Raw genomic sequence first — 25,443 nt, forward strand, 5'->3', positions numbered from 1 at the left:
GGCCCGCCGCATTGGCGGGCCTTTTGCATTCCTGAGCGATGTCCGATCCCCAAGTTTCCGACGCCCCTGAAGACCTCGACGCTCAGACCCGCCGTCTCGACCCCGAGCGCTGGCTGTCGAGCCGCTTCGTCTCCGATCCGGAAGCCCGGGCCGACGTCGTGGCGATCTACGCCTTCGATCATGAGCTCGCCCGTGCGCCCAAGGTCGCTTCCAACGCCCTGCTGGGCGAGATTCGGCTGACCTGGTGGCGCGAGGTGCTGGACGAGGCCTATGGCGAACGCCCGGTTCGCCATCATCCGGCCGCCCTGGCCTTGGCCGGGGCGATCGCCCGCCGGGGCCTGCCGCGTACGCCGCTGGAGGCGATGATCGACGCCCGCTACCGCGAGCTCGACCCGGCCCCGATGAACCTGGCCGACGCCCTGGAATGGGCGGAGGGAACCGGCGGCGGGGCCGCCGAGGCCGCCGCTCTGGTGCTCGACCCGGCCGCCGATGTCGACAAGGCGCGGCAGGCGGGCAAGGCGTGGGCCATCGGCCGGCTCATGGGCACGGCAGGCATGGAGGGGGAGGCGGCCCTGGCCGCTCTCGCGCAGGCGCTGGCCAACGGCCAGGGCCTTTCCGTTGCGGCGTTCCCGGCGGCCGCGCACGCCGCCCTGGCCCGTGTGCGGGCCAAGGGGCGGCGGCCCTCCGACCTGGAGGCTCGCCTGCGCCTCTTCTGGGCCGTGCTCCGCGGCCGGCTCTAGCTATTCCGCCGCCAGCGCCGGGACGCCTGACACCCAGGCGTCCAGGTCGGACAGAGCCCGCTCGCCCATGGCCAGCTTCTTGTTGCGGCCGCGTTCCTTGGCGCCGATGCGGCTGCCGTCCTCGCGGCGCTTGGGTCCGGCCTCGTCCAGCGGCGGCAGTAGGCCGTAGTTGATGTTCATCGGCTGGAAAGACCCCTTGCCGGCGTCGATGTGGCCGCCGGTGATATGGCCGATCAGGGCCCCCAAGGCGGTCGTGGCCGGCGGCGCGTCGATCGGGCGGCCCAGGCGCTCGGCGGCGGCGAAACGGCCGGCCAGCAGGCCGACGGCGGCGCTCTCGACGTAGCCTTCGACGCCGGTCACCTGGCCGGCGAAGCGCAGGCGCGGCTGCTTCTTCATCCGCAGCTGGACATCCAGCAGCTTGGGGCTGTTCAGGAACGTGTTGCGGTGCAGCCCGCCGAGCCGCGCGAACACGGCCTTTTCCAGCCCGGGGATAGTCCGGAAAATTTCGGTCTGCGCCCCGTGCTTCAGCTTGGTCTGGAAGCCGACCATGTTCCAGAGCGTGCCCAGCGCGTTGTCCTGGCGCAGCTGGACGACAGCGTAGGCTTTCTCCTCCGGCTTGTGGGCGTTGGTCAGGCCCACCGGCTTCATCGGGCCATGGCGCAGGGTTTCGCGGCCCCGCTCGGCCATCACCTCGATCGGGAGGCAGCCGTCGAAATAGGGGACGTTCTCCCAGTCCTTGAACTCGGACTTGGGGCCGGCCAGCAGGGCGTCGATGAAGGCCTCGTACTGGGCCTTGTCCATCGGGCAGTTGATATAGGCGGCGGTCTCGCCGGCCGGGCCAGCCTTGTCGTAGCGCGATTGGCGCCAGCAGACGTCCATGTCGATCGATTCGAAGTTCACGATCGGCGCGATGGCGTCGAAAAACGACAGTTCGCCTTCGCCCGACAGCTCCAGGATCGCGTCCGACAGGGCCGGCGAGGTGAGGGGGCCGGTGGAGATGATCACGTTGTCCCATTCGGCGGGCGGCAGGCCGGCGATCTCCTCGCGCACGATGGTCACCAGCGGATGGGCCTCCAGTCGCGCGGTCACGGCCTGGGAGAAGCCTTCGCGGTCCACCGCCAGGGCGCCGCCGGCCGGCACCTGATTGGCGTCGCCGCAGCTCATGATGATCGAGCCGAGCTTGCGCATCTCGGCGTGCAGCAGGCCGACGGCGTTGCCCGTCCAGTCGTCGGCGCGGAAGGAGTTGGAACAGACCAGCTCGGCCAGGCCTTCGGTCTGATGCGCGTCGGTCTTGCGGACGGGACGCATCTCGTGGAGCACGACCGGAACTCCGGCCTGCGCGACTTGCCAGGCGGCTTCGGAGCCGGCCAGGCCCCCGCCGACGATATGAACAGGTTGGATCGACATGCGTGACTAACTAGCAACGTTCAGACGACTTCGCGAGCTAGGCCTTGCGGGCAGGCCCGGAGGCCACCAGAATCCGCAGCCGAACAGAGGCCGACTCGTTCATTCATCAGGGGCGGCCAGAGGATTGAGATGACTGCGTTCTCGGCGACCGACGCCGCCTTGGAAGGTTTCCGGATTACGCGCGAGAGGCCAAGGGTCGTCCTTGTCTGGGCGGTCTTCTCCTTTCTGGTCAGCATCTGCAGCGCGATCTACCTGATCAGCATCGGCCAGGAGGCGCGCGCCGTGCTGGACGCGCGCGTGGCCGAGCAGGCCCCGGACCTGCAGGCGTTCGGCGCGGCCATGGCCGACCTCGCGCCCATGATGGTCATGGGCCTGCTGGTTCAGTGCGTGATGGCCGCTGCGGTCTACCGCATCCTGCTGCGGCCCGAGGACCGCGGTCTGGCCTATCTGAAGGTCGGCATGGATGAGCTGCGCCTGGCCGCACTGACCTTCATCTACGTGCTGTTGGCCAGCCTGATGCTGGCGGTCGTCGTGTTGGCGGCGGGCCTCATCGCCGCCCTGGCCTCGTTCGCCGGGCAGGGGGCGGCCATCCTGGTCGCCGCAGCCTCCGAGCTGTTCTTCCTGGGGCTGCTGTTCTACGTCGCCGTGCGGTTGTCGCTGGCGCCTGCCATCACCTTCGCCGAGCAGCGCATCGCCATCTTCGACTCCTGGCGGCTGACGCACGGCCAGTTCTGGCGTCTGACGGGAGCCTATTTCCTGGCGATCTGCGGGATCATGGTCATCGCCCTGCTGGTCGTGACCATCTTCTCGGCCCTGGTGGCTGTGGCGGTCGGCGGCGACCTGCAGGCGGTCGGCAAGATGTTCGCCCCCGACCAGACCTCGCTCACCACCTATTTTTCGCCGGTGATGATCATCTACCTGCTGGTGGCGGGGTGGCTCAGCGCGCTCTACTACGCTGTGGTCATCGCCCCCGCCGCCGTCGCTTATCGCGAGTTGACCCGCGCCTGACGCCTCAGGCGTCGGCGCTCGGCCGCGCCTTGACGCGTTCGCGCCAGGCCTTGAGGTTGGCGAACTCGTCCTCGACCGGCAGGCCGATCCAGTCGGCGAAGTCGACCGTCGAGAGCAGGCAGATGTCGGCCATGGTGTAGCTGTCGCCGACCAGGAACTCGCGCCCCGCCAGTTCGCGGTCGATGTACTTCTGCGCGCCCCGATAGGTCTCCTTGTTGGATTCGCCGAAGTCCTTGAACTGGGTCAACAGCGCCGCGGTGAACGGGTGCGCGTGGCGCCAGAAATTGCCGACCGGCATCATCACCGCGAACTCGACGCGGCGGATCCACTGGTCGACCAGGGCCTTCTCGATCGCCGTGCGGCCGAACATCGGCGGCTCGGGGTGGGTTTCCTCGAAGTAGCGGCAGATGGCGACGGTCTCGGAGATGCAGGTCCCGTCGTCGAGCTCCAGGGCCGGCAATTGACCCATCGAGTTCTTGGCGCGGAACTCGGGCGACTTATGCTCGCGCTTGCGCATGTCGACCGTGGTCTCGGGCAGATCGACGCCCTTCTCGGCCAGGAAGATGCGCACGCGGCGGGGATTCGGCGCCGGCATCGGCGCGCCGTAAAGGATCATGGGTGGCTCCCTAATGCTCTAAGTATGGCGACAGGCTAATTCGAACGCTTGTTTGAGTGCAAGCGCCGATAACGCCGGTTTGGCGCTCGAAAATAGTTTGTCACCATACTAATATCGCCTGGCGCAGACAGCGCGGGGAGGGTGAGTATGAAGCGTATGGTTCTGGCGGCGGCGATGACGCTGGCGCTGTCCGGTGTGGCTCAGGCGTTGGAAGTCGCCTCGGCTACCGAGACGGCGCGCTTCTACGACCTGGAGGGCAAGCTGTGGGCGGCGTGGAACGCTCGCCTGCGTCCCGCGGACGCCGCGCCGTTCTATTCGCAGTCGCCCCACAATCTCTATTTCAACGTCACGCCGCTGAAGTTCACCGGCTGGGCCGAGTTCGAGAAGGTGATGACGCCGGCGCTTGCCGGCGGGGCCGCCGCCAAGATGCTGATCGGCGACGATTTCCGGGTCCTGCGCGAGGGGCGCACGGCGATCGTCGCCTACACCTTCCGGACCGAGTTCAGCGGCGCCAATGCGCCCCAGAGCTTCACCGGCCGGATGACCGACGTCTGGACCAACGAACGGGGGACCTGGCGGCTGGTCCACCAGCATATGTCCTCGCCACTCGTCGCGCCCTGAGGCTTCCCAGAGTCCGAAAGTCGCGAGCCGGTGGGGCGGGAGGGTGCTAGTCTTCCCGCCATGACCCAGGGCTGCTGCTTGTTTGAAACCGCCATCGGGACCTGCGGCGTCGCCTGGAGCGACCGGGGCCTGACAGGCGTAATGCTGCCGCTCACTGAGGGCGGAGATCCGCTTTCACGGCTGATCCGGCGCAATCCCGGCGCGGTTGAAGCCGCGCCGCCGCCGGCCGTCGCCGCGGCCATAGAGGGCGTCCAAGCCTTGCTGAGCGGGGAGAAGCGCGACCTGCTGGAGGTGGCGCTGGACGACGGCCATGTCGATGGGTTGCCGGCGCAGGTCTACGCCATAGCCCGCGCGATTCCGCCGGGACAGACCCTGACCTATGGCGACATCGCCCGTCGGCTCGGCGACCTGGCGCTGTCGCGGGCCGTCGGCCAGGCGCTGGGGGCCAACCCTTGGCCCATCGTCGTGCCGTGTCACCGCATCCTGGCTGCAGGCGGCAAGAAGGGCGGCTTCTCCGCGCCCGGCGGCGCCGACACCAAGCTGCGTATGCTGGAGATCGAGGGCGCCTTGGCCCCCGATACCCTGCCGCTGTTCGGGGGCCGTTAGGCCCGCAGCTTCGCCCGGCGCGCGCCGCGGCGCTCCTCGTGTTTCTTCAGGATCTCGGCCAGGTAGCGGCCGGTCCAGCTGCGCGGATTGGCGGCCACCTGTTCGGGCGATCCCTGCGCGACGATCTCGCCGCCCCCGTCGCCGCCCTCTGGGCCGAAGTCGACGATCCAGTCCGCGGTTTTCACGACGTCCAGGTTGTGCTCGATCACCACCATGGTGTTGCCTTGGTCGGCAAGCTCGTGCAGCACCTCCAGCAGCTTCTTCACGTCCTCGAAGTGAAGGCCGGTGGTCGGTTCATCGAGGATGTAGAGCGTGCGTCCGGTCGCCCGGCGCGACAGCTCCTTGGAGAGCTTCACCCGCTGGGCTTCGCCGCCGGACAGGGTCGTCGCCTGCTGGCCCACCTTGATGTAGCTCAGGCCGACGCGCTTCAGCGTCTCCATCTTGTCGCGAACCGGCGGCACCGCCTTGAAGAACTCGGCCGCCTCCTCGACGGTCATCTCCAGCACGTCGGAGATCGACTTGCCTTTGAACAGGACTTCCAGGGTCTCGCGGTTGTAGCGCTTGCCGTGGCAGACGTCGCAGGTGACGTAGACGTCCGGCAGGAAGTGCATCTCGATCTTGATCAGGCCGTCGCCCTGGCAGGCCTCGCAGCGCCCGCCCTTGACGTTGAACGAGAACCGGCCGGGGCCATAGCCGCGCGCCTTGGACTCCGGCAGGCCCGCGAACCAGTCGCGGATCGGCTGGAACGCGCCGGTATAGGTCGCCGGGTTCGAGCGCGGCGTGCGCCCGATCGGCGACTGGTCGATGTCGATGACCTTGTCGAAGTGCTCCAGGCCCTCGATGCGCTCGTGCGGGGCGGGCGCGTCCGAGGCGTTGTGCAGCCGCCGGGCGGCGGCCTTGTAGAGCGTCTCGATGGTGAAAGTCGACTTGCCGCCGCCGGACACGCCGGTGATGCAGGTGAAGGTGCCGGTCGGGATCTCCGCCGTCACGTTCTTCAGGTTGTTTCCGGTCGCGCCGACGACGCGCAGCACTTTCTTTTTCGAGATCGGCCGGCGGTCCTCCGGGATCTCGATCTCGCGTGCGCCGGACAGATACTGGCCGGTGATGCTCTTGGGATTGTCCATCACCTGCTGGGGCGTGCCCTCGGCGACGATCTCGCCGCCGTGGACGCCGGCGGCCGGGCCCATGTCGATGACGTAGTCGGCGGTCAGGATCGCCTCTTCGTCATGCTCGACCACCAGCACCGAATTGCCGAGATCGCGCAGGCCCTTCAGGCTTTCCAGCAGGCGGGTGTTGTCGCGCTGATGCAGGCCGATCGACGGCTCGTCCAGCACGTAGAGCACGCCGGTCAGGCCCGAGCCGATCTGGCTGGCCAGGCGGATGCGCTGGCTCTCGCCGCCAGACAGCGTGCCGGACGAGCGTGACATGTTGAGATAGTCGAGGCCGACATTGACCAGGAACCGCAGGCGGTCGTTGATCTCCTTCAGGATCCGCCTGGCGATCTCCATCTGCTTGTCGGTGAGACTGGTCTCCAGCGCCGTGAACCATTCGCCGGCGTGGCGGATGGACAGGCGGCTGACCTCGCCGATGTGCTTGCCGTCGATCTTCACGGCCAGGGATTCCGGCTTCAGACGGTAGCCTTCGCAGGCCTCGCAGGGAGTCTCGGACTGATAGCGGCCAAGCTCTTCGCGAACCCACGATGAGTCCGTCTCGCGCCAGCGGCGCTCCAGGTTGGGCAGCACGCCCTCGAAGGTCTTGTTGACCTCGTACTTCCGGGCGTTGTCGTCATAGACGAACTTGATTTTCTCGCTGCCCGATCCGTACAGCACCACGGTTTTTGCGCCCTCGGGCAGCTTCCACCACGGCATGTCCATCGAGAAGCCGTAGTGGCCCGCCAGCGCCTGCAGGGTCTGGGTGTAGAGCGGCGAGGGACCCTTCGCCCAGGGGGCGATGGCGCCCTTGTGCAGGGTCTTGTCCTTGTCCGGCACGACCAGGTCGGCGTCGAAGGCGAGCTTGGCGCCCAGGCCGTCGCAGACCGGGCAGGCGCCGTAGGGATTGTTGAACGAGAACAGCCGCGGCTCGATCTCGCTGATGGTAAAGCCGGAGACCGGACAGGCGAACTTCTCCGAGAAGATCAGCCGCCGCGGCTCACTCGCGCCCTCGGCGATGTCGGCCCACTCGGCGGTGGCGATGCCGTCGGCCAGCTTCAGCGCCGTCTCCAGGCTGTCGGCGTAGCGGCTTTCCAGCCCGCCCTTGGTCACCAGCCGGTCCACGACGACGTCGATGTCGTGCTTGAACTTCTTGTCGAGCGCAGGGGCGTCTTCGATCGGGTAGAACTCGCCGTCGATCTTCAGCCGCTGGAAGCCGGCCTTCTGCCACTCGGCGATCTCCTTGCGGTACTCGCCCTTGCGGCCGCGCACCACGGGCGCCAGCAGATAGATCCGCTCGCCGTCGGGCAGGGCGGTCAGCTTGTCGACCATCTGGCTGACGGTCTGGCTTTCGATCGGCAGGCCGGTCGCCGGCGAGTAGGGGACGCCGACCCGCGCCCACAGGAGGCGCATGTAGTCGTGGATCTCGGTCACCGTGCCCACGGTCGAGCGCGGGTTGCGGCTGGTGGTCTTCTGCTCGATCGAGATGGCCGGCGACAGGCCCTCGATCAGGTCCACGTCCGGCTTGCTCATCAGTTCGAGGAACTGGCGCGCGTAGGCCGACAGGCTCTCGACATAGCGGCGCTGGCCCTCGGCGTAGATCGTATCGAAGGCCAGCGAACTCTTGCCCGAGCCCGAAAGGCCGGTCAGCACCACCAGCTCGCCGCGCGGGATGTCGACGCTGACGTCCTTGAGATTGTGCTCACGCGCGCCGCGCACGCGGATGAAATTCAGCTGTTCGGCCATGGTTTTCCGGAAAACGCTTACTGCCGCCGATCGCTTCGGCGGCGCCCGTCTAATGTAGTTCCGAGACTCACCGATAACACAGGAACATTGTGTGAACAAACTGCGCTGCGGCGATCCGACCGGCAGGTTCTAGCGCGAACCTCGCACAAACCTGTCAGCAGCGTTGTCAGCAGGAGGACGTTCCACGGCGCTTCCGGCCCGCTCGACCAAGGCGTAAGCATATGACGTTTCCCGCTGGAAGGGCCGTCCATGCATCGCCTGATCTCCCGCCGCAGCTTGATCGCGGCTGCTGGCTTCGCCGCCATGCCGCTGAACGCCGCGCTCGCCCAGGGCGGCTCGGCAGAGGACGCCGCCTTCGCCAAGCTGGGTCGGGACTGGCTGGAGGGCAGTCTGCGGCTCAGTCCGGTGTTCGCCACCGCGACCGGCGACCACCGCTTCGACGCCGAGCTGGACGACATGAGCGCGGTGGGGCGGGCGGCCACCGTCAAGCTGAACCGCGACCTGCTGGCGCGGCTGAAGACGATCCCCCGCGACAAGCTCTCGCGCGCCAACCAGGTGGACGCCGCCATCCTGGAGAACCAGCTCGCCGGCCAGGTCTGGACCGACCAGGTGCTGCAGGACTGGGCCTGGGACCCGCTGATCTATTCGAACGTGGCGGGCGGGGCGCTCAACAGCCTGATGTCGCGCGAGTTCGCGCCGCTGGCGGACCGCCTGCGCTCGGCGACCGCCCGCATGGAAAAGCTGCCGGCCCTGCTGGCGCAAAGCCGCAGGGAGCTGCAGCCCAAGCGGGTCCCGAAGGTCCACGCCGACACCGCGGTCCTGCAGAACAAGGGCCTGCATTCCCTGGTCGCCCAGGTGACGGCCGAGGCCGGCGCGCTGAGCGGCGCGGACCGTACGCAGCTGGACGCCGCGGCGGCGGCCCTGACCAAGGCCATCGACGAGCATCAGGTCTGGCTGGAAAAGACCCTGGCTCCGAACGCGGCCGGCGACTTCCGCATCGGCGCCGAGCTCTATGACCGCAAGCTCGCCTTCGCCCTCAATTCTTCACTCGGTCGGGCCGAGATCAAGGCCAAGGCGCTGGCCGCCCTCGGAACCATCCGCGCCCAGATGTACGACATCGCCCGCGGCGTGGTGGCCGGCCGCCCCGGCGCGCCCGAAGCGCCCGTGAGCCCGACGCCCGACCAGCAGCAGAAGGTCATCGAAGCGGCGCTGGAGCTGGTCTACGCCCGCAAGCCCGCCCGCAACGGCTTGGTCGAAGAGGCCGAGCGCCAGCTCAAGCAGACCACCGAGTTCGTCCGCGCCAAGGGCCTGGTCACCGTGCCTCAAGAGCCGGTGAAGGTGATCCTGACGCCGGAGTTCCAGCGGGGCGTAGCTGTCGCCTACTGTGACCCGCCCGGTCCGCTCGATAAGGGCCAGAGCACCTTCTATAAGATCTCGCCGATCCCGGACGACTGGACCGACGCCCAGGCGGATTCCTTCCTGCGCGAATACAACCTCTTCGGGATGCAGGAGGTGACGATCCACGAGGCGATGCCGGGCCACTACCTCCAGCTCGCCCACTCGAACCGCTATCCGTCGGTGCTGCGCTCGGTGCTGTTCTCCGGCTCGTTCGTCGAGGGCTGGGCGGTCTATGCCCAGGACCTCATGGCCGAGGCCGGATACCTCGACCGCGACCCGCTCTACCTGCTGGCCCACCTGAAGCTGCACCTGCGGGTCATCGCCAACGCTATCCTGGACCAAGGCGTCCATGTCGACGGCATGAGCCGCGACGAGGCGATGAGGCTGATGACCGTCCAGGCCTTCCAGCAGGAGCGCGAGGCGGCCGGCAAGTGGGTGCGCGCCCAGGTCTCCTCGGCGCAGCTGCCGACCTATTTCATCGGCTGGCAGGAGCACCACGCCCTGCGCAAGGAGGCCGAGCAGCGCTGGGGCGCAGGCTTCGCCCTCAAGCGCTACCACGACACGGTGCTGTCCTTCGGTTCGCCGCCCGCGCGGTTCGCCGGCCAGCTGATGTTCGATCAGCCGATCGCGTAGACCTCGCTCACCCGGCTTTCGCCGGACGAGCGAGAGAGAACGGCGGCTCTACTTCGCCTTCATCTCGTCGGCCTGCTTCAGCACGCGCAGGGCGTTGCCGCCCCAGAAGCCGGCCAGATCGTCCTTGGTGAAGCCGGCCGCCAGCAGCTTCTCGGTCAGGACCGGGAAGTCGGTGATGTCGTCGAAGCCGTCCAGACCGCCGCCGCCGTCGAAGTCGCCCGAGAGGCCGATGTGGTCCTTGCCCGCCACCTGGGCGGCGTGGACGATATGCTTGACCAGGTCGTCGATATTGGCGCGCGGGACCGGGTATTTGGCCAGGATCGCGCGGCGGGCTGCGCGATAAGCCTCGCGCTTGTCGGCGGGCAAGGCGCTGGGATCGCCGAAGGTTTTCTCCAGCTCGGCCAGGGCCGCGCGGCGCTCGGGGTTCTGCGGCGTGTCGATCATGTAGCCGGAGAGGGCGTTGAGCTGGATCACCCCGCCCTTGGCCGCCAGCTTGCGGATCAGGTCGTCAGGGGCGTTGCGCGCGTGGTTGTAGATGGCCCGAACGCCCGAGTGCGACAGGATGATCGGCGCCTTGGACAGCTCGATCATCTGCTCGGCGGTGGCGTCGGAGGCGTGGCTGGCGTCGAGCAATACGCCCAGCCGGTTGGCCTCGGCCACGAACTGCTTGCCCAGCGGGGAAAGCCCGCCGTGGACCGGTCCCTTGGGATCGGTGGCCGAGTCGGCCAGATCGTTATTGGCGAAGTGGACGGGGGACATCATCCGCACGCCCATGTCGTAGAAGGTCTTCATCAGCGTCAGGTCGCCGGCCACGGGCGAACCGTTCTCCATGCTGATGAACACGAATTTCTTCTTGCCGGCCTTGGCCAGGGCCGCGGCGTCGTCGGCCTTGGTGACCAGCTGGAAGACGTCGCCGTTCTTGGCGACCATCTCGTGGATGACCATGGCCCGCAGCAGGGCGTGATCGCGCGCGGCCTGGTTGCCCGCGACGGTGTTGGCGCCCTGGGGAGTGAAGATCACGAAGACGCCGCCGTCGACGCCGCCCTCGACCATCCGCGGATAGTCGACCTGGCTGCCGTCCATCGGCTGGTGGCGCTCGCGGATGTTGAAGCCGGGGGACGCCATGTTGGCCGGGGTGTCGAAGTGGGTGTCCAGCACGATCAGGCTCTCGTGCAGGGCCTTGGTGGCCGGCTTGACCTTGGGTGCGGCCAGCACCGGCGAAGCGCTCGCGAGCAGGATTGCGAGCGGAAGACCAAACTTGAGCACGAACGCCTCTCCCCGGAACTGCTAAAGCGTGACAGCCAAAAGTGGGCGCCGGTTTTGGCGCCCGTCACGCTCCTGATTGAGGGGCGAACCTTCACGGTTCCGGGGAGTCTGCGCAAGCCTCAGTTGCGATCTATCCGGGCCGCGAAACAGCCTCGGCCCGCATTGTGGGCATGGAGGTAGGCCGCCGCCGGCACAGCCAGCATCCGCTCGATCGCAGGCGCGAGCGCGTCGCCGGGAACCAGTTCGGCCGAGGTCATCATTCCGCGCCTGTCGAAGGCCCGCAGCGAGATCGTCGGTCGGACCGCCAGGCACGGCGGAACCTCGTCCACGAAGACGGCGGCGTCCTGGGCGGCCTCGTTCACGAAGATCGCATGGCGCGAGCGATAGGGCGTGTCGGCGGCCTGATGCTCGTAGTTCAGCAGCAGCAAGGTCTGGCCGACGTCCGCATCGCGCAGGGTGACGCGGCAGGGGAAGCCGATCGGGGCGTCGGCGGTCATCCGCACGATCCCGTGACGGTCGAGTTCGGCCTGGGGCAGGCCGAACAGCGGACGAAATTCATCGACCGGCAGGCCGGTGATCTTGAAGGACATGGTGATTTCCAGAAGGGTTAGAGGGCGTCGTGGAAGATGACGCCAAGGGTGTGGCGGGCGCCTGAGCGCACCTGGCTGACGCCATGGCGCAGGTTGACGCGATAGCTGCCGCGGGTTCCGCGCACCGGGCGGTGGTGGACGGCGAAGATCGGTCCGTCGCCTTGGCGCAGCGGGGCGACCTCGACGCGCGACTGCATGCGTGGCCGCTGCTCGGTCAGGACGAACTCGCCGCCCGTGAAGTCGCGGCCCGGTTCCGACAGCAGGATAGCCACTTGAAGCGGGAAGACGTGTTCGCCGTAGAGGTCCTGATGCAGGCAGTTATAGTCGTCCGGCCCGTATTGCAGCAGCAGCGGCGTCGGGCGCAGTTGGCCGGCCTCGTGACAGCGCTTCAGGAAAGCGCTGTGCTCGGCCGGATAGCGCACGCCGATCCCCATCTCGGTGTTCCAGCGGTTGGCGACCCCGACCAGGCGGGGATAGAGCGCCGTGCGCAGGTCCGCGACCAGGGCGGGCAGGGGATAGGCGAAGTACTTGTACTCCCCGCGCCCGAAGCCGTGGCGGCTCATCACCACCCGGCTGCGGAAGCCGGCGTCCTGGGCGTAGCGCCCCGAGATCGCGGCGCATTCCTCTGGGCTGAGTAGGCCCTTCAGCAGGGCGCTGCCCTGGGCGTCGAGGTCGTGTTCGACGCCCGGCCAGTCGAAGGCCGCGATGCGGGTCTCCAACGAGACGGGCGTGATGACGGCGGCGCTCATGCCGCGGCCTCGCGGTCCAGAAGGACGCGCTTGCGCTCCACGCCCCAGCGATAGCCCGACAGCGCGCCGTCGTTGCGCACCACCCGGTGGCAGGGGATGGCGATGGCCAGCGCATTGGCGGCGCAGGCCTGGGCGACGGCCCGCACGGCGGCGGGCTTGCCGATGCTCTCGGCGACCTGGGCGTAGCTCGCCGTCTCGCCGGCCGGGATCTCGCGCAGAGCCTGCCAGACGCGCTGCTGGAAGGCGGTGCCGCGCACGTCGAGCGGCAGGTCGAGGCCCAGCCTCGGCTGTTCGACCAGGCCGACGACCTTGGCGACCAGGGCTTCGAACTCGGCGTCGCCGCCGATCAGCTCGGCCTGGGCGAAGCGGTCCTGCAGGTCTTCGGTCAGGGCCTGGGGATCGTCGCCCAGCAGGATCGCGCAAACCCCCTTGTCGGTCGCCGCCACCAGGATCGAGCCCAGCGAGCACTCGCCGACCGCAAAGCGGATCACCGCCCGCTCGCCGCCGGCCCGGAACCGGCGCGGGGGCATGCCCAGCACCTCGTCCGACTTCTCGTAGAAGCGGCTGCCGGAGCCGAAGCCGGCCTCGTAGATCGCCGCGGTGACGGTCGGCGTCTCGCCCAGGGCCTCGCGCATGCGCTCGGCCCGCCGCGCGTCGGCGTAGCCCTTGGGCGTCAGGCCGGTGACCGACTTGAACACCCGGTGGAAGTGGAACGGGCTCATGCCGGCCTCCATCGCCAGGGCCTCGAGGCCGGGAACCTCCTCGGCCGCCTCGATGGCGCGGCAGGCGGCGGCGACGGCCGCGGCGTTGCGTTCGGCCAGCGGCGGCTGGTCGGGCTTGCAGCGCTTGCAGGGGCGGAATCCCGCCGCCTCGGCGGCTTGCGTCGTTGGGTGGAAGGCCACGTTCTCCGGCCGCGCCGGGCGGGCGGCGCAGGAGGGGCGGCAGTACACGCCGGTGGTGCGCACGGAATAGAAGAACGCGCCGTCGGCCGTGCGGTCCCGGGCGGCGAGGGCGGCCCAGCGGGCGGCCTCGGTGTCGAATGCGGTCTGCATCTCTGAACTCCATCGTTCGGTCTTGAGCGATGGGATAGGCCCGGCTGGGGGCGCTGAAACTCCGGCTCTTGCTTTCAAATTCGCCCACGACGGCCGGATCGCAAGCGCGACCGCAGCGACAGGTCCGAAAAGCGCGATTTGCAGCTGCGCGCGGGCGCCCCTATATCGGCGGCTCACCGTTAGGAGGCGCAGCGGCATGGACATCGCGACGAAAACCCATCTCGTCCCGAACTCGAACCAGTCCACGGTCGCCCATGTCCGCCTTCCTCACGCTCGACGGTCTTTCTGCAAGAACGCCTGACGGCCGCCCCCTCTTCGACAACCTGACCCTCGCCTTCGGGGCCGAACGCACCGGCCTCGTAGGGCGCAACGGCGTGGGCAAGACCACGCTGATCCGGCTGATGCTGGGCGAACTTGCGCCGGCCGCGGGCGCCGTCGTCACGCGCGGCACGGTCGGCGTGCTGCGCCAGGCGCTGGCTCCGCCGCCTCAGGCCAGCGTCGCCCAGGCCCTGGGCATGGCCCCGGCCCTGGAGCGCCTGGCCCGCATCGAGCGCGGCGAGGGGAGCGAGGACGACTTTGCCGAGGCCGACTGGACCTTGCCGGCGCGACTGGACGCGGCCTTCGCCGAGGTCGGGCTGGCGGGGCTCGATCCCGGCCGTCCCGCCGCCTCGCTCAGCGGCGGCCAGGCCACGCGCGCGGCCCTGGCCGCGCTGCTGGCCGGCGAGCCCGACCTGCTGCTGCTGGATGAGCCGACCAACAATCTCGACGCCGAGGCGCGCGAGCTGATCGCCGACGTCCTCGGCCGCTGGAAAGGCGGGGCGGTGGTGGTCAGCCACGACCGCGCCCTGCTGCGCCGGATGGACCGCATCGTCGAACTGACCAGCCTGGGCGCCAAGGTCTATGGCGGCGGCTACGATCTCTATGTCGAGCGCAAGGCGCAGGAGAGCGCTGCGGCCGAACGTGACCTGGACCAGGCCGAGCGGGCGCTGGCCCGCGTCGAGCGCGAGGCCCAGGCCGCCCGCGAGAAGAAGGCCCGCCGCGACGCCGCGGGTCGCAAGTTCGCCGCCCGTGCCTCCGAGCCGAAGATCCTGCTGGGCCGCCAAGCCGAACGCGCCGAGATGTCCGGCGCCCGCGAGGGGCGGCTGGCCGACCGGCTGAAGGCCGACGCCGCCGCCGAGCTGGAGGCCGCCGAGGCCAAGGTCGAGCGGCTGCGAAGCCTCGCCTTCGACCTGCCGCCCTCCGGTCTGCCGGCGGGGCGCACGGTGCTGGAGTTCGATGCCGTCGCCTTCGGCTATCCCGGCGGCCGCTCGATCCTCAGCGATCTGTCGCTGCGGATCGTCGGCCCGGAGCGGGTTGCTGTGGTCGGAGCCAACGGGGCAGGGAAGACCACGCTGATCAAGCTGGCGGCGGGCGAGCGCGAACCGACACACGGACGCATCGTCCGTGGCGCGCCGGCCGCGGTGCTCGACCAGCACACGGCGATGCTGCGCGGCGATGAGACCTTGGTGGAGGCGTTCCGGCGCCTGAACCCCGACGCGACCCGCAACGACGCTCACGCGGCCCTGGCGCGATTCCTGTTCCGCAACGCCGCCGCCGAGCAGAAGGTCGGGCTCTTGAGCGGCGGCGAGCGCCTGCGCGCGGCCATGGCCTGCGTACTGATGTCCCGCACGCCGCCGCAACTGCTGATCCTGGATGAGCCGACCAACCACCTGGACCTCGACTCGATCGCTGCGGTCGAGGCGGCCCTGCGCGGCTATGACGGGGCCATGCTGGTGGTCAGCCACGACCCCGACTTCCTGGAGGCGATCGGCGTGGAACGCGAGATCGTCCTTACGCCGCGCGCCGGCCGCTCGGCTTGATCTCTGCGGCTGCGGCCAGGATCCGTGTCACGGCCGCAGAGGTTGCGTCCGCGCGCCGATAGGCGACCCCGACCTCGCGGCGCAGGCCGAGGTCGGCGAGCGGGCGCAGGGCGACCTGGGCGCCGGGCGGGGCGACGCCTTCCGGGATCACGGTCGCGCCGACGCCGGCCTCGACCAGGGCCAGCGCCCATTCCTCGGTGGTGGCGACCGCGGCGATCTCGGGCTTGAAGCCGAGGTCGGCGGTCTCGTCGGCGTTCTCACAGTTGCAGCGGCCGATCAGCCGCAGACCCTGGAGGTCGGCCATCGACAGCCGCGGCTTGAAACGCAGCTCGTGGCGCGGCGGGAGAGCCAGGACGTAGCCCTCCGACCAGAGCGGAGCAAAGCCCTCGTCCTCGCGGGTCATGTTGCGCGCCACGATCCGCGCATCGCACGGCGCGTCGTGATCGACCAGGAACAGCCGCAGGTCGCCTGCTTCGGACAAGCGCTTTAGAAGGCCCTGCGTGCGGCGGATGTCCAGGCTGCGCATCAGGCCCACCGTCAGGGTCGTGGCGGGCGCCGGCTCAAACAGGCTCTTCAGCGAAAAGGCTCCGTCCACCAGTTCGCGCGCCCTGGGATACAGCGCGTCGGCCGCCTCGGTCGCCGCCACGCCCTTGCGGTGGCGCACGAAGAGCTGGACGTCCAGTTCACGCTCCAGCGCCGAGATCGCCGCCGAGATCGAGGGTTGCGAGATGAAACAGCGGCGCGCCGCCGCCGTCACGCTGCCGGTCTCGTAGACCGCGAGGAAGTAGCGCAGCTCTCGCAGTTCCATAGTCATAGCCTATGATAGTGGTTGGATATATATATTTTGCAGATGTCTGGGCGCGAGCCAAGTCTGGCGTGTTCAGGAGAACTCCCCATGCCGAAGATCATCCCCTCGCTCGCCGCCCTGGCGCTCGCCGCATCCCTGGCCGCTTGCGCCGCGCCGCCCTCGCAAGCCGCCGCGCCGGTCCCGCCCGCGCCGCCGGCGCCGCATCCGCCCGCCGGCATGACGCTCAGCGCCATCGCCTCCGGCTCGACCCGGTCGACCGCCGCCATGGCCTTCGAGGGCGGCGGCCGCGACGACCGGCGCACCTTCGTGGCCGGGGCGATTCTGGTCGACCACCCGAAGGGCAAGCTGCTGTTTGACGCCGGCTACGGCCGGGATCTCGCCACGCACTTCAAGACCGCGCCGGCGATCATGCAGGCCACGATCAAGCCCGTGCTGACGACGCCGGTGGCCCAGCAGCTCGCGGCGGCGGGCGTGCCCGTGTCCAGCCTGAAGGCCGTCGTCCTGACCCATGCCCACTGGGACCATGTCAGCGGCCTGCAGCACTTCTCGGGAACCCCGGTCTGGGTCACCAAGGCCGAGCTCGATTTCGCCGATCATGCCGATGGCGCGAAGTTGGCCCGCCAGCTCGGGACGGGGAACTACAAGGTCTACGACTTCCCGGACGGCCCTTATCTGGGCTTCGACCATAGCTGGGACATCTTCGACGACGGCAGCGTCGTCCTGGTCCCGACGCCCGGCCACACGCCGGGCTCCATCGCCGCGTTCGTCAACACGCCCGACGGCAAACGCTACGTGCTGGTCGGCGATACGGCCTGGCAGGCGGAAGGCGTCACGCTGCCGGCGCCGAAGCCGGCGCTGTCGCGGATGCTGGTCGACGCCGACGGTCCAGGGACCTGGACCATGCTTCAGCGGCTGCACGCCGCCGCCCAGGCCGTGCCCGGCCTGGTGGTCGTACCGGCCCACGATGCGCGGGTGTGGAGCACCCTGCCGCCCCTCCAGGCGCGGTAGCGCGTCCTATGCGGGCTGGGGCTCCAGGAAGCTGACCGCGGCCACCAGCCCGTCGGGCACCAGGTCGTGCACCACCGTGGCGACCCCGATCCTGACCGGACGCTCGCCGCCGTCCTTGACCAGGAAGGTTGTGTCGATCGTCGCCGGCTGGCCGCCCTGGAGCACGCTCTCCAGCGCCGCGGTCAGTTCGGCCCGGTCGCGCGGCCGCACGATGTCGGGCAGCCGGCAGGCCCGCAGCTCGTCCGCCGAGAAGCCGACCATCTGTGCGAAGCGATCCTCCACCGCGGTGAACACCCCGCGGACGTTGAGGCGCAGCGTCATGACCTGGGGCAGCATCGACAGCGCCGTCATCAGGGCGGTCGCCTCGTGCAGCTGAGTCTGCATCTCACGTTCGGCGGTGCGATTCTGGATCAGCACCGCGACCCCGCCCGGATAGGGGAAGGCGCGGATCGCGTAGCGCCGCAAACCAGGGCCGTCGCCGGGCGCCTCGAAGTCCAGCGCCTCGCCTGTGCGCAGGGCGCGCTTCAACTGCTCGCCCATAAGCGATCGGGCGGTCGGCGGGAACAGCTCCTCCCAGAAGCGCCCGACCACCTGCGAGGCGCTGTGGCCGACGAGGGCCTCGAAGACGTGGTTGACCGCCGTGATGTGCAGTTGGGCGTTCAGGGCCATGAAGGCCTCGGTCACGTGGTCGAGGATCGCCGACTGGCTCGTCTCGAACGAGGTCTCATGGTCCTCGCGAGGATGAAACGACGTGTCTTCTTTCCACGTTGAGTAGTAGTCGGCCGAAACCAGGACCACCCTTGGTCGTCCGTGGTGCGTCACAATAACCGGACCGCCGAGTGCTCGGTCCTGCCACTGTCCAAAATTCCGGCTGATCTCGCCGGCGGTCACAACCGAAGGTTCGCCATGGCCGTTGTTCATCGCTTATCGAGGTTCGTGTGAACTACGCAGATTGCGCAATCCGCGGAACTCTCGCCCCCAAGCTCAACTACGCCTGACCTAACGCTTGCGTTGCTTCGCTCCTGAATGCAACCCAGAAAGCTGCGACAAATTGAACGTGGCGTTTCCGCAAAAGTCCCGGAATTTGCGTAGATTGCGCGATTACTCTGCGCAAAGGCGCGAAGTCGCATCCTCACCAGGCATCGAGGGCCCAAGAAATGGGCGAAAGGTGGGGGTCATGAAGGCGGGTGGGCGGAAAGCGTCTTTCCGACGCGACGAGGACGGGGCCGCGGCGGTCGAATTCGCCTTCGTCGGGCCGATCCTGATCATGCTTATGTTCTCCATCCTCTGTTATGGCGGATACTTCTGGATCGCTCACGCTGTTCAGCAGTTGGCCAACGACAGCGCGCGCGCCGCGGTGTCGGGCCTGGACGACGCCGAACGCACCAGCCTGGCCAAGGCGTCCCTGACCGCCGGGATGGGCCAGTACGCCTATCTGAATCCCAAGGCGGCGGTCGTGACGGTCGCCCACCAGAATCAGGACATCGCCATCAACGTCGTCTACGACGCGTCGGGCTCGGCGTTCTGGGGCATGTCGAAACTCGTCCCGATGCCGTCGTCCAAGATCGAACGGCGCGCGGTGGTGCGGCTCGGAGGCTACTGATGCGCCTGCGTCCGGTCCGGCGGCTGGCGAGCGAGACCGCCGGCAGCGTCTCGATGATCTCGGCCTTCAGCTTCGTGTCGCTGCTCGGCGCCGCCGCCCTGGCGATCGACGTCGGGTCGATGTTTCTTCAGGCGCGCAAGCTGCAGGGCATCGCAGACCTGGCGGCCATGTCGGCGGCCCGTGACATCCCGCACGCCACGGCGGCCGCGCAGGCGACCGCCTCGGCCAATGGCTGGGGCAAGCCGCTCGATGTCGCGGTGAGCCTGGGCGTCTACAAGCCCGATCCGGCCATCGCGCCGGGGCAGAGGTTCGTAGCCGGCGGGAACAATCCGAACGCCGCCAAGGTGGTGGTGTCGGGCGACACCGACCTTTTCTTCGGTCGGCTGCTGGTCGGTACAAGCACCACCCGCATCACGCGCCAGGCCACCGCCGCGCGCGCCGACCTCGCGAGTTTCTCCATCGGAACCCGCCTGGCGGCCCTGCAAGGCGGAATCGCCAATCAGCTGCTGAGCGCCCTGACCGGCAGCACGGTCTCCTTGAGTGTGATGGACTACAATTCCCTGGTCGACGCCAAGGTCGATCTTCTGAGCTATGTCGAGGCTCTGCGAGCCTACGGTTCCCTGACCGGCGTCTCCTTCGAGCAGGTGTTGAAAAGCGACATCTCGACCGGCAAGGCGCTGTCCCTGCTGGCCGATGTCCTGCAGGACAGCGGACAGAGCCAGGCGGCCGCCTCGGCGCGCAAGCTGGCCATCGCCGCCGGCAACGGCACGCCGGCCAAGCTGGACGCCCTGATCGATCTCGGTCCCTATAGCGCTCAGGACCACATCAGCGGGGGCAAAAGCTCCCACGTCGCCATCAGCGCCATGGACATGGCCAACGCCCTGCTGCTGCTGAGCGGGCAGGGGCGCCAGGTCCAGCTCGACCTGGGGGCCAGCGTGCCCGGCGTCACCGACCTCGACGTCTGGCTGGCGGTCGGCGAGCGGCCTAACAACTCCCCCTGGCTATCCGTCGACCGCGACGGCGAGGTCGTGGTGCGCACAGCGCAGACGCGGCTCTACATCAAGGCCAAGGCGCTGAGCGCGCTCGGCCTGCTGGGCATCCAGCCGATCACCGTGCCGATCCTTGTCGAGGCGGCCTCGGGCGAGGCCAAGCTGACCTCGCTGGAATGTCCCGAGAGCGCCGCGGCGCAGGCCGCGACCTTGGCGGTGCGACCTAGCATCGGGCGTGTGGTGGTTGGCGAGGTCGACACCACGAAGCTCAACAATTTCAAACAGAACCTGACGATCTCTCCTGCCAAGATCGCCGATCTGCTGCTGGTCAAGGCGACCGCCCAGGCCGACGTGCATGTGGGCGGCGCGACTTGGAAGAACGCACGCTTCACCCGCTCCGACATCGAGGCAGGGACGATCAAGACCATAGCCACGGACGACGTCGCAGGCGACCATGAGCAGCCTGCTGGGCAACCTCCAGCTCAATGTCTCGCTGCTGGGGATCGGTCTCAATCTCGGCGCGATCACCTCGGCGCTGTCGGGAACCCTGACGGCCATCGCCGCCCCGCTCGACGGCGTCCTCAACGCCCTGACGGGCCTGCTCGGTGTGAAGCTGGGCGAGGCGGACGTGCGCGTGAACGGTTTGCGGTGCCGCGATGCGGCTCTTGTGGCTTAGCGTAGGAGACTTTGGATGTTCGGCCCGCTGTACGATGACATGGAGCCGCCCGACGGGCTGGAGGCGGCTAACGCGCCGCCCGCCGGTGGTCCGCCGGCGCCGCCGGCCAGCATCCGCAGCCGTCTGCACGTGATCTGCGCGCTCTATGCTCATACGCCCCAGCCGGATCGGCGGCTGGCGCTTCTCGACCACCTGGAGAGGCTGACGCTGGAGGCGGCCGAGGCCCTGGCGGCTCATATGCTCGCGAGCGGTTGGCGGCCCCGGACGCCGGACGGCGACAGGTCCGAGGCCGCCTGACGCGTCAGACGCCCGCCGTCAGCAGGGCGACGCCCTCGCTTGCGGCGATACGGTCCTCGGCGATCTTCCGATAGGCCTCGGAGGCCGCCCAGCGCCGGGCGCTGTCCTGGTCGGGGAATTCGATCAGGATCAGCTTCTGGCGGTCCCAACGGCCCTCCATCACCTCGGGCGCCTCGTCGGCCGACAACAGACGCCCGCCGTACGGCTGCAGCACCGGCATGAAGGCGGCCGCATAGCGTCCGTAGCGTTCGCGGTCATGGATAGTGATCTGGGCCACCACATAGGCGCTCATGCCGCGATCTCCTGCGGTGGGCGCTTGACCATCCGGAACACCGCATTGGCCCGCGCGCACGGTTCGCCGTCCGCCGTCACGATCGCCTGCGCGAAGGAGAGAGTGGAGCCGGTCTTGGCGAACACGGTGTCGAACTCCAGCCATTGCCCGACCTTGGCCGCGGCCAGGAAGTCCAGCGTCAGGTTCACCGTGACCAGGCTGGCGCTCTCGCCCAGCCGCCGTGCGCAGGACAGGCCCATGGCGTTATCGGCCAGGGCGCTGATCAGCCCGCCGTGGACCAGGCCCCGGCTGTTGGTGTGGGCGGTGTCGGCGACCAGCCCGAGGATGACCGCGTCATCGGTCTTGCGGCTGTAGAGCGGCTCCCACGGGTCGGTCACCGGGCTCTGGCGGAAGTGCCGCGCAAAGCCCGGTGGGATGGAGACGGTTTCGTGCATCATGCCTCTCCTCACGCAGCCGCCGCCAGCTTGGCGAGGCTCGCCAAGGTCTGGGCGCAGGCGCGGGCGGCTTCCGCCCCCTTGGTCAGGAAGTGCTCCCGGAAGAACGTCTGGTGGACGTCGTGCTCGTGGAAATGATGCGGCGTCAGCACTACCGAGAACACAGGCACCTCGGTCGTCAGCTGCACCTGCATGAGGCCGGAGATCACCGTCGAGGCGACGAAGTCGTGGCGATAGATGCCGCCGTCGACCACGAAGCCGGCGGCCACGATTGCGGCGTAGCGGCCCGTCTTGGCCAGGGTCTGGGCGTGCAGCGGGATTTCGAACGCGCCCGGGGTCTGGAAGCGGTCGACTGCGCTTTCCGAAAAGCCGAGGTCGGCGATTTCCTTGATGAAGCCCTGATAGGCGTTGTCGACGATCTCGCTGTGCCAGCTCGCCTGGACGAAGGCGATGCGGGCCAGGCGATAGGCGCCGTTGGCGGTGGGGACTTCGAAGTGGGTGACAGTCATGGTCATTTCCCTGGGTGGGGTTGAAACCACGACTCAGGGAGACGCCAGGCTGCGGCCGGACGGACTCCACGCACGCAGGCGCGAAGCGACCGGTCGCCGCCAGCGGTTCTCATAACCGGACTCTAACCGTCGGCCCCGGAATCACACCGGATCTGCTGTCCCCGACGAACCTATCGGCCATCGGGCGCCCGCGGGCTTGTGCGGCCTTGGCCGCCATCACCGCCGGTGGGGACTTTCACCCCGCCCTGAGAACGCGGTCGCCGGAACAGCCCGACGACAATCCCAAGGTTAGGCCGATGACGCCACGTCAAACAAGCGTTTAATTCGGGCTAGGCCCGCTTATTCAGGGTGATGGACGTCGCCGAAGCGGCGGGTGCGGCCACACCGCCCTGGCCATAGCCTGTTCCGGTGGCGCGCTTGGAGGCCACCTCGTCGGCGATCGCCTTGACGATGCCCTCGGTCACGGTCTTCGCCGCCTCCAGGGCGCGGCCCTGGCGGGCGAGGACGGCGTCGAACGCTTCGGTCGCACGGATCAGCCGGGTGCGCTGGGCCAGCGGCGCGCCGGCGATCAGGGCCGGGTTGGCCCGCACGCGCGCCGACTCGTGACGGTAGACGTTGGCCAGGCGCGAGGTCTCTTCGATGTTGGCGGCCGCGTCCTGGGGGCGGCGCTGCTCAAAAGCCTGGGCGTCCAGAGCGATCAGTTCGGTCAGGCGTTCGGTCAGAACGATCAGTTGGTCGACGCGGTCGGCCGCGTCCGTGGCGGAAATCGCCATGGCTACTCTCCTAACTCAAACCCTGAAGCTTCAGCATTTCCTGGGCGACGCGGCCGGACAGTCCGATCCCGCCGTTCTTGACCATCTGCTTGGCCATGGCGTCGCCGAGGAACGACTTGAACGCCGCCTCGCCGTGGCCGCCGTTGAACGGAGCCTCGGCGCCGACGTCCTTGAACATCTGGCCCAGCATCACCGACAGAAACGAGGCCTCGAAGTCCTTGGCGGTCTTCTCGATCTTGCCGCGCTTGGCCAGTTGCTCGGCAGTGAGCTCCTGCGTGGGCGCGGTCGGAAGGGCGAGGGCGGGAGCCAAGTCCATCACATCACCTCGATGTTGGCCTGCAGGGCCCCGGCGGCCTTGATGGTCTGCAAGATCGAGATCATGTCGCGCGGAGTGACGCCCAAAGCGTTAAGGCCGCTGACCAGGCTCGCCAACGAGGCGCCATCGCGAAGGGTCAGGAACTTCTTGCCCTTTTCCTCGTCCACCTGGACGTCGGACTGCGGCACGACCGCAGTCTGGCCGCGGCTGAAGGGAGCCGGCTGGCTGACCGCCGGGCTTTCGCGAACGGTGATGGTAAGGTTGCCCTGCGCGATGGCCACGGTGGACACGCGGACGTTCTCGCCCATCACGATCACGCCGGCGACCTCGTCGATCACCACCTTGGCCGGGGCGTCGGTGTCGACGCTCATGTTCTCGACCTGCGACATGAACGAGACCATGTCCTGGCCGCCCGGGGCGCGGACGGTGATGATGGTAGGATTGTCCGCGCGCGCCGCGCCAGGGAAGCGGCTGTTGACCACGTCGGCGATCTTCCGCGCCGTGGAGAAGTCGGGATTGCGCAGAGTCATGCGCATCTCGCCCATATTGGCCAGCTGGAAGCCGATTTCGCGCTCGACGATCGCTCCGCCGGCGATGCGGCCCGCCGTCGGCACGCCCTTCGACACCGATGAGCCCGAGGCGCCGCCGGCCGAGATCGAGCCGGTCTGCACGGTGCCCTGGCTGACCGCATAGGCCTGGCCGTCGGCGCCCATCAGCGGTGTGACCAGCAGGGTGCCGCCCTGCAGGCTCTTGGCGTCGCCCATGGCCGAGACCGAGGCGTCGATCGGCGTGCCGGCCGCCACGAAGGCGGGCAGCTTGGCGGTGACCATCACCGCGGCCACGTTCTTGGTGTTCAGCGTCACGTCGCGGGTGTTGACGCCCAGGCGCTCCAGCATCGCCTCCAGGCTCTGGCGGGTGAACGGCGCGTTCCGCAACGAGTCGCCCGTGCCGTTCAGGCCGACCACGAGGCCGTAGCCGACCAGCATGTTGTCGCGGACGCCTTCGAATTCGACGATGTCCTTGATCCGCGACTTGGCGAAGGCGGGACCCGCGGCCAGTGCGGCGGCGAGCAGGGCGGCGCTGAAGATACGGAACGGACGCATGTGACCCTGACGACGAATGACGCTCGTCAGCGCCTTGCTACAGGCGTGCCAACTCAAAAGGTCAGGAAAATCAATGCGGGAACCGGCCGGGGCGCCGGGGCGTTGGCGACCTGGCGGCAGAAATTGCCCGGCATTAACCATACCATAAGCATGGGCGGCGAAAGTCGGGCTCAAGCATGGTAGAGGACCTTGCATGAAGGTCAGCAGCACAAGCGGCGTCGGTTCGGCGGCAGGGCCTGGAAAGGCCAAGCCTGCGGCTGGCGGGCAGGGGTTCCAGATCGCCCAGCCGGCGGCGGGCGGGGGCGCGGCTCAGGTCGCCCGCGCGGCCGGGGTTTCCGGCGTGATGAGCGTCGATGCGATTCTCGCCCTTCAGGACGTGGGCGGGCCGCTGGAGCGCAAGCGCCGGGCGGTGGGCCGGGCGGGGCGCATCCTGGACGTTCTCGAAGACGTGAAGATCGGCCTCCTTTCGGGAGAGGTGACGGCCGACGATCTAGAGCGGTTGAAAAAGGCGGTTCGCGACGAGCGCGATGCGACCGACGACGAACGCCTTGAAGGTGTATTGAACGAGATTGAAACCCGTGCTGCCGTGGAGCTTGCGAAGCTCGAACGCGCGAATCGTGCGGCTTAACAGCCCGCGTAGAGCGAGGTTCGTTGAAAGCGCATATCGTTTTGGTATAAGCGCGCGACGTAATGTCGAGGGCATGTACCTAGGGGGCGTGAGGCGTCTATGAGCACGGCCACGATGTTGGCGGAAAAGCCTGAATATCGTCCTTCCGAGGACGAAGAGTTTATGAACGAGCGACAGCTCGAGTACTTCAAACAAAAGCTGATGAACTGGAAAGAGGACATTTTGCGGGAGTCCCGCGAAACCCTCGCCCATCTTCAGACCGAGACCGAAAATCATCCTGACCTTGCGGACAGGGCGACGTCGGAAACCGATCGAGCTCTTGAGCTGCGGACCCGCGACCGCCAGCGTAAGTTGATCTCCAAGATCGACGAAGCGCTGCGTCGAATCGAAGACGGTTCGTATGGCTACTGCGAGGACACCGGCGAGCCGATCGGCGTCGCCCGGCTCGAGGCCCGTCCGATCGCGACGCTCAGCCTCGAGGCCCAGGAACGCCACGAGCGACGCGAACGCGTCCATCGCGACGACTGATCTGACATCGGATCGAAAGGGCGGCCCCACGGGCCGCCCT

At 68.4% G+C, this 25,443-nt stretch carries 27 protein-coding genes and 1 riboswitch; of the genes, 12 read left to right on the plus strand and 15 right to left on the minus strand.

Features of this window, described 5'->3' with window-relative positions:
- Positions 1 to 38: 38 nt before the first annotated feature.
- Positions 39 to 740: a squalene/phytoene synthase family protein gene (locus ACE3T2_RS03515; RefSeq protein WP_374654759.1), complete on the plus strand. Its 702-nt coding sequence runs from the start codon at positions 39 to 41 to the stop codon at positions 738 to 740.
- Here the strand turns inward: ACE3T2_RS03515 and trmFO are convergent, their stop codons facing one another.
- Positions 741 to 2,147, minus strand: a complete 1,407-nt coding sequence (trmFO, locus tag ACE3T2_RS03520; protein WP_374654761.1) for a methylenetetrahydrofolate--tRNA-(uracil(54)-C(5))-methyltransferase (FADH(2)-oxidizing) TrmFO — start codon at positions 2,145 to 2,147, stop codon at positions 741 to 743. It abuts the gene before it with no gap.
- Positions 2,148 to 2,276: 129 nt separating this feature from the next.
- Between trmFO and ACE3T2_RS03525 the strand changes: the two genes are divergently transcribed.
- Positions 2,277 to 3,155, plus strand: coding sequence for a hypothetical protein (locus ACE3T2_RS03525; RefSeq protein ID WP_374654763.1), 879 nt, complete (start codon positions 2,277 to 2,279; stop codon positions 3,153 to 3,155).
- A 4-nt stretch (positions 3,156 to 3,159) separates the two neighbouring features.
- On the opposite strand, the gene ACE3T2_RS03530 is transcribed toward ACE3T2_RS03525, so the two are convergent.
- Positions 3,160 to 3,771, minus strand: coding sequence for a glutathione S-transferase family protein (locus tag ACE3T2_RS03530; RefSeq protein WP_374654765.1), 612 nt, complete (start codon positions 3,769 to 3,771; stop codon positions 3,160 to 3,162).
- Between the two features lie 147 nt (positions 3,772 to 3,918).
- On the opposite strand from ACE3T2_RS03530, the gene ACE3T2_RS03535 reads away from it, so the two are divergent.
- Both ACE3T2_RS03535 and ACE3T2_RS03540 read left to right on the plus strand, forming a co-directional pair.
- Positions 3,919 to 4,392 (plus strand): nuclear transport factor 2 family protein, encoded by a 474-nt coding sequence (locus tag ACE3T2_RS03535; RefSeq protein WP_374654767.1) that lies wholly within the window; start codon positions 3,919 to 3,921, stop codon positions 4,390 to 4,392.
- A 78-nt stretch (positions 4,393 to 4,470) separates the two neighbouring features.
- Positions 4,471 to 4,998, plus strand: coding sequence for a methylated-DNA--[protein]-cysteine S-methyltransferase (locus ACE3T2_RS03540; RefSeq protein WP_374654769.1), 528 nt, complete (start codon positions 4,471 to 4,473; stop codon positions 4,996 to 4,998).
- Here ACE3T2_RS03540 and uvrA read toward each other — a convergent pair.
- Positions 4,995 to 7,892 (minus strand): excinuclease ABC subunit UvrA, encoded by a 2,898-nt coding sequence (gene uvrA / locus ACE3T2_RS03545; protein ID WP_374654771.1) that lies wholly within the window; start codon positions 7,890 to 7,892, stop codon positions 4,995 to 4,997. The two genes, ACE3T2_RS03540 and uvrA, sit on opposite strands and share 4 nt — an antisense overlap.
- Before the next feature lie 249 nt (positions 7,893 to 8,141).
- Between uvrA and ACE3T2_RS03550 the strand changes: the two genes are divergently transcribed.
- On the plus strand, positions 8,142 to 9,923 hold the full coding sequence (locus ACE3T2_RS03550) for a DUF885 domain-containing protein (RefSeq protein WP_374654773.1): 1,782 nt from the start codon (positions 8,142 to 8,144) through the stop codon (positions 9,921 to 9,923).
- A gap of 48 nt (positions 9,924 to 9,971) precedes the next feature.
- On the opposite strand, the gene ACE3T2_RS03555 is transcribed toward ACE3T2_RS03550, so the two are convergent.
- From ACE3T2_RS03555 to ada, 4 genes are all read right to left on the minus strand, one after another.
- Positions 9,972 to 11,189, minus strand: coding sequence for a dipeptidase (locus tag ACE3T2_RS03555; RefSeq protein WP_374654775.1), 1,218 nt, complete (start codon positions 11,187 to 11,189; stop codon positions 9,972 to 9,974).
- 119 nt (positions 11,190 to 11,308) lie between these two features.
- A complete protein-coding gene (locus ACE3T2_RS03560) occupies positions 11,309 to 11,779 on the minus strand; it encodes a DUF1203 domain-containing protein (protein ID WP_374654777.1) in 471 nt (156 codons plus the stop codon).
- A gap of 17 nt (positions 11,780 to 11,796) precedes the next feature.
- Positions 11,797 to 12,528, minus strand: coding sequence for a 2OG-Fe(II) oxygenase (locus tag ACE3T2_RS03565; RefSeq protein WP_374654779.1), 732 nt, complete (start codon positions 12,526 to 12,528; stop codon positions 11,797 to 11,799).
- Positions 12,525 to 13,580: a bifunctional DNA-binding transcriptional regulator/O6-methylguanine-DNA methyltransferase Ada gene (gene ada, locus ACE3T2_RS03570; protein ID WP_374654781.1), complete on the minus strand. Its 1,056-nt coding sequence runs from the start codon at positions 13,578 to 13,580 to the stop codon at positions 12,525 to 12,527. The genes ACE3T2_RS03565 and ada overlap by 4 nt, the downstream gene beginning before the upstream one ends.
- A gap of 254 nt (positions 13,581 to 13,834) precedes the next feature.
- Here ada and ACE3T2_RS03575 point away from each other — a divergent pair, with 254 nt between their 5' ends.
- Positions 13,835 to 15,439: an ABC-F family ATP-binding cassette domain-containing protein gene (locus ACE3T2_RS03575; protein ID WP_374654783.1), complete on the plus strand. Its 1,605-nt coding sequence runs from the start codon at positions 13,835 to 13,837 to the stop codon at positions 15,437 to 15,439.
- Here the strand turns inward: ACE3T2_RS03575 and ACE3T2_RS03580 are convergent.
- Positions 15,411 to 16,247: a LysR family transcriptional regulator gene (locus tag ACE3T2_RS03580; RefSeq protein ID WP_374654785.1), complete on the minus strand. Its 837-nt coding sequence runs from the start codon at positions 16,245 to 16,247 to the stop codon at positions 15,411 to 15,413. The genes ACE3T2_RS03575 and ACE3T2_RS03580 overlap by 29 nt on opposite strands.
- A gap of 87 nt (positions 16,248 to 16,334) precedes the next feature.
- On the opposite strand from ACE3T2_RS03580, the gene ACE3T2_RS03585 reads away from it, so the two are divergent.
- A complete protein-coding gene (locus tag ACE3T2_RS03585; protein ID WP_374654787.1) occupies positions 16,335 to 17,255 on the plus strand; it encodes an MBL fold metallo-hydrolase in 921 nt (306 codons plus the stop codon).
- Between the two features lie 6 nt (positions 17,256 to 17,261).
- Here the strand turns inward: ACE3T2_RS03585 and ACE3T2_RS03590 are convergent, their stop codons facing one another.
- On the minus strand, positions 17,262 to 18,176 hold the full coding sequence (locus ACE3T2_RS03590) for a type II toxin-antitoxin system prevent-host-death family antitoxin (protein WP_374654789.1): 915 nt from the start codon (positions 18,174 to 18,176) through the stop codon (positions 17,262 to 17,264).
- Between the two features lie 256 nt (positions 18,177 to 18,432).
- Between ACE3T2_RS03590 and ACE3T2_RS03595 the strand changes: the two genes are divergently transcribed.
- The 3 genes from ACE3T2_RS03595 to ACE3T2_RS03605 are packed head-to-tail and all read left to right on the plus strand — an operon-like array spanning position 18,433 to position 20,820.
- Positions 18,433 to 18,858, plus strand: coding sequence for a TadE/TadG family type IV pilus assembly protein (locus ACE3T2_RS03595; RefSeq protein WP_374654791.1), 426 nt, complete (start codon positions 18,433 to 18,435; stop codon positions 18,856 to 18,858).
- Positions 18,858 to 20,528: a TadG family pilus assembly protein gene (locus ACE3T2_RS03600; RefSeq protein ID WP_374654793.1), complete on the plus strand. Its 1,671-nt coding sequence runs from the start codon at positions 18,858 to 18,860 to the stop codon at positions 20,526 to 20,528. Before ACE3T2_RS03595 ends, ACE3T2_RS03600 begins: the two co-directional genes overlap by 1 nt.
- Positions 20,529 to 20,538: 10 nt before the next feature.
- Positions 20,539 to 20,820: a hypothetical protein gene (locus tag ACE3T2_RS03605; RefSeq protein WP_374654795.1), complete on the plus strand. Its 282-nt coding sequence runs from the start codon at positions 20,539 to 20,541 to the stop codon at positions 20,818 to 20,820.
- A gap of 4 nt (positions 20,821 to 20,824) precedes the next feature.
- Here ACE3T2_RS03605 and ACE3T2_RS03610 read toward each other — a convergent pair whose 3' ends face one another.
- The 6 genes from ACE3T2_RS03610 to ACE3T2_RS03635 all read right to left on the minus strand — a co-directional run bounded on the left by ACE3T2_RS03610 (position 20,825) and on the right by ACE3T2_RS03635 (position 24,247).
- Complete coding sequence (locus tag ACE3T2_RS03610; protein ID WP_374654797.1) at positions 20,825 to 21,112, minus strand: DUF1330 domain-containing protein; 288 nt, start codon at positions 21,110 to 21,112, stop codon at positions 20,825 to 20,827.
- Positions 21,109 to 21,549 carry a PaaI family thioesterase gene (locus tag ACE3T2_RS03615; RefSeq protein WP_374654799.1) on the minus strand — a complete coding sequence of 147 codons (441 nt, stop codon included), beginning with the start codon at positions 21,547 to 21,549 and terminating at the stop codon, positions 21,109 to 21,111. The genes ACE3T2_RS03610 and ACE3T2_RS03615 overlap by 4 nt, the downstream gene beginning before the upstream one ends.
- 8 nt (positions 21,550 to 21,557) lie before the next feature.
- On the minus strand, positions 21,558 to 22,055 hold the full coding sequence (locus ACE3T2_RS03620) for a 6,7-dimethyl-8-ribityllumazine synthase (RefSeq protein WP_374654801.1): 498 nt from the start codon (positions 22,053 to 22,055) through the stop codon (positions 21,558 to 21,560).
- A 101-nt stretch (positions 22,056 to 22,156) separates the two neighbouring features.
- A riboswitch (FMN riboswitch) is annotated at positions 22,157 to 22,312 on the minus strand.
- A 72-nt stretch (positions 22,313 to 22,384) separates the two neighbouring features.
- Positions 22,385 to 22,828 carry a flagellar basal body protein gene (locus ACE3T2_RS03625; protein WP_374654803.1) on the minus strand — a complete coding sequence of 148 codons (444 nt, stop codon included), beginning with the start codon at positions 22,826 to 22,828 and terminating at the stop codon, positions 22,385 to 22,387.
- A 10-nt stretch (positions 22,829 to 22,838) separates the two neighbouring features.
- Positions 22,839 to 23,144: a rod-binding protein gene (locus ACE3T2_RS03630; RefSeq protein ID WP_374654805.1), complete on the minus strand. Its 306-nt coding sequence runs from the start codon at positions 23,142 to 23,144 to the stop codon at positions 22,839 to 22,841.
- Positions 23,144 to 24,247 (minus strand): flagellar basal body P-ring protein FlgI, encoded by a 1,104-nt coding sequence (locus ACE3T2_RS03635; protein WP_374654807.1) that lies wholly within the window; start codon positions 24,245 to 24,247, stop codon positions 23,144 to 23,146. The genes ACE3T2_RS03630 and ACE3T2_RS03635 overlap by 1 nt, the downstream gene beginning before the upstream one ends.
- A gap of 193 nt (positions 24,248 to 24,440) precedes the next feature.
- On the opposite strand from ACE3T2_RS03635, the gene ACE3T2_RS03640 reads away from it, so the two are divergent.
- Positions 24,441 to 24,875 (plus strand): flagellar assembly protein FliX, encoded by a 435-nt coding sequence (locus ACE3T2_RS03640; protein WP_374654809.1) that lies wholly within the window; start codon positions 24,441 to 24,443, stop codon positions 24,873 to 24,875.
- Positions 24,876 to 24,974: 99 nt separating this feature from the next.
- Positions 24,975 to 25,403: an RNA polymerase-binding protein DksA gene (gene dksA, locus ACE3T2_RS03645; protein ID WP_374654811.1), complete on the plus strand. Its 429-nt coding sequence runs from the start codon at positions 24,975 to 24,977 to the stop codon at positions 25,401 to 25,403.
- Positions 25,404 to 25,443 lie beyond the last annotated feature (40 nt).

The organism is Phenylobacterium sp. (genome assembly GCF_041919955.1).
Taxonomy (GTDB): domain Bacteria; phylum Pseudomonadota; class Alphaproteobacteria; order Caulobacterales; family Caulobacteraceae; genus Phenylobacterium.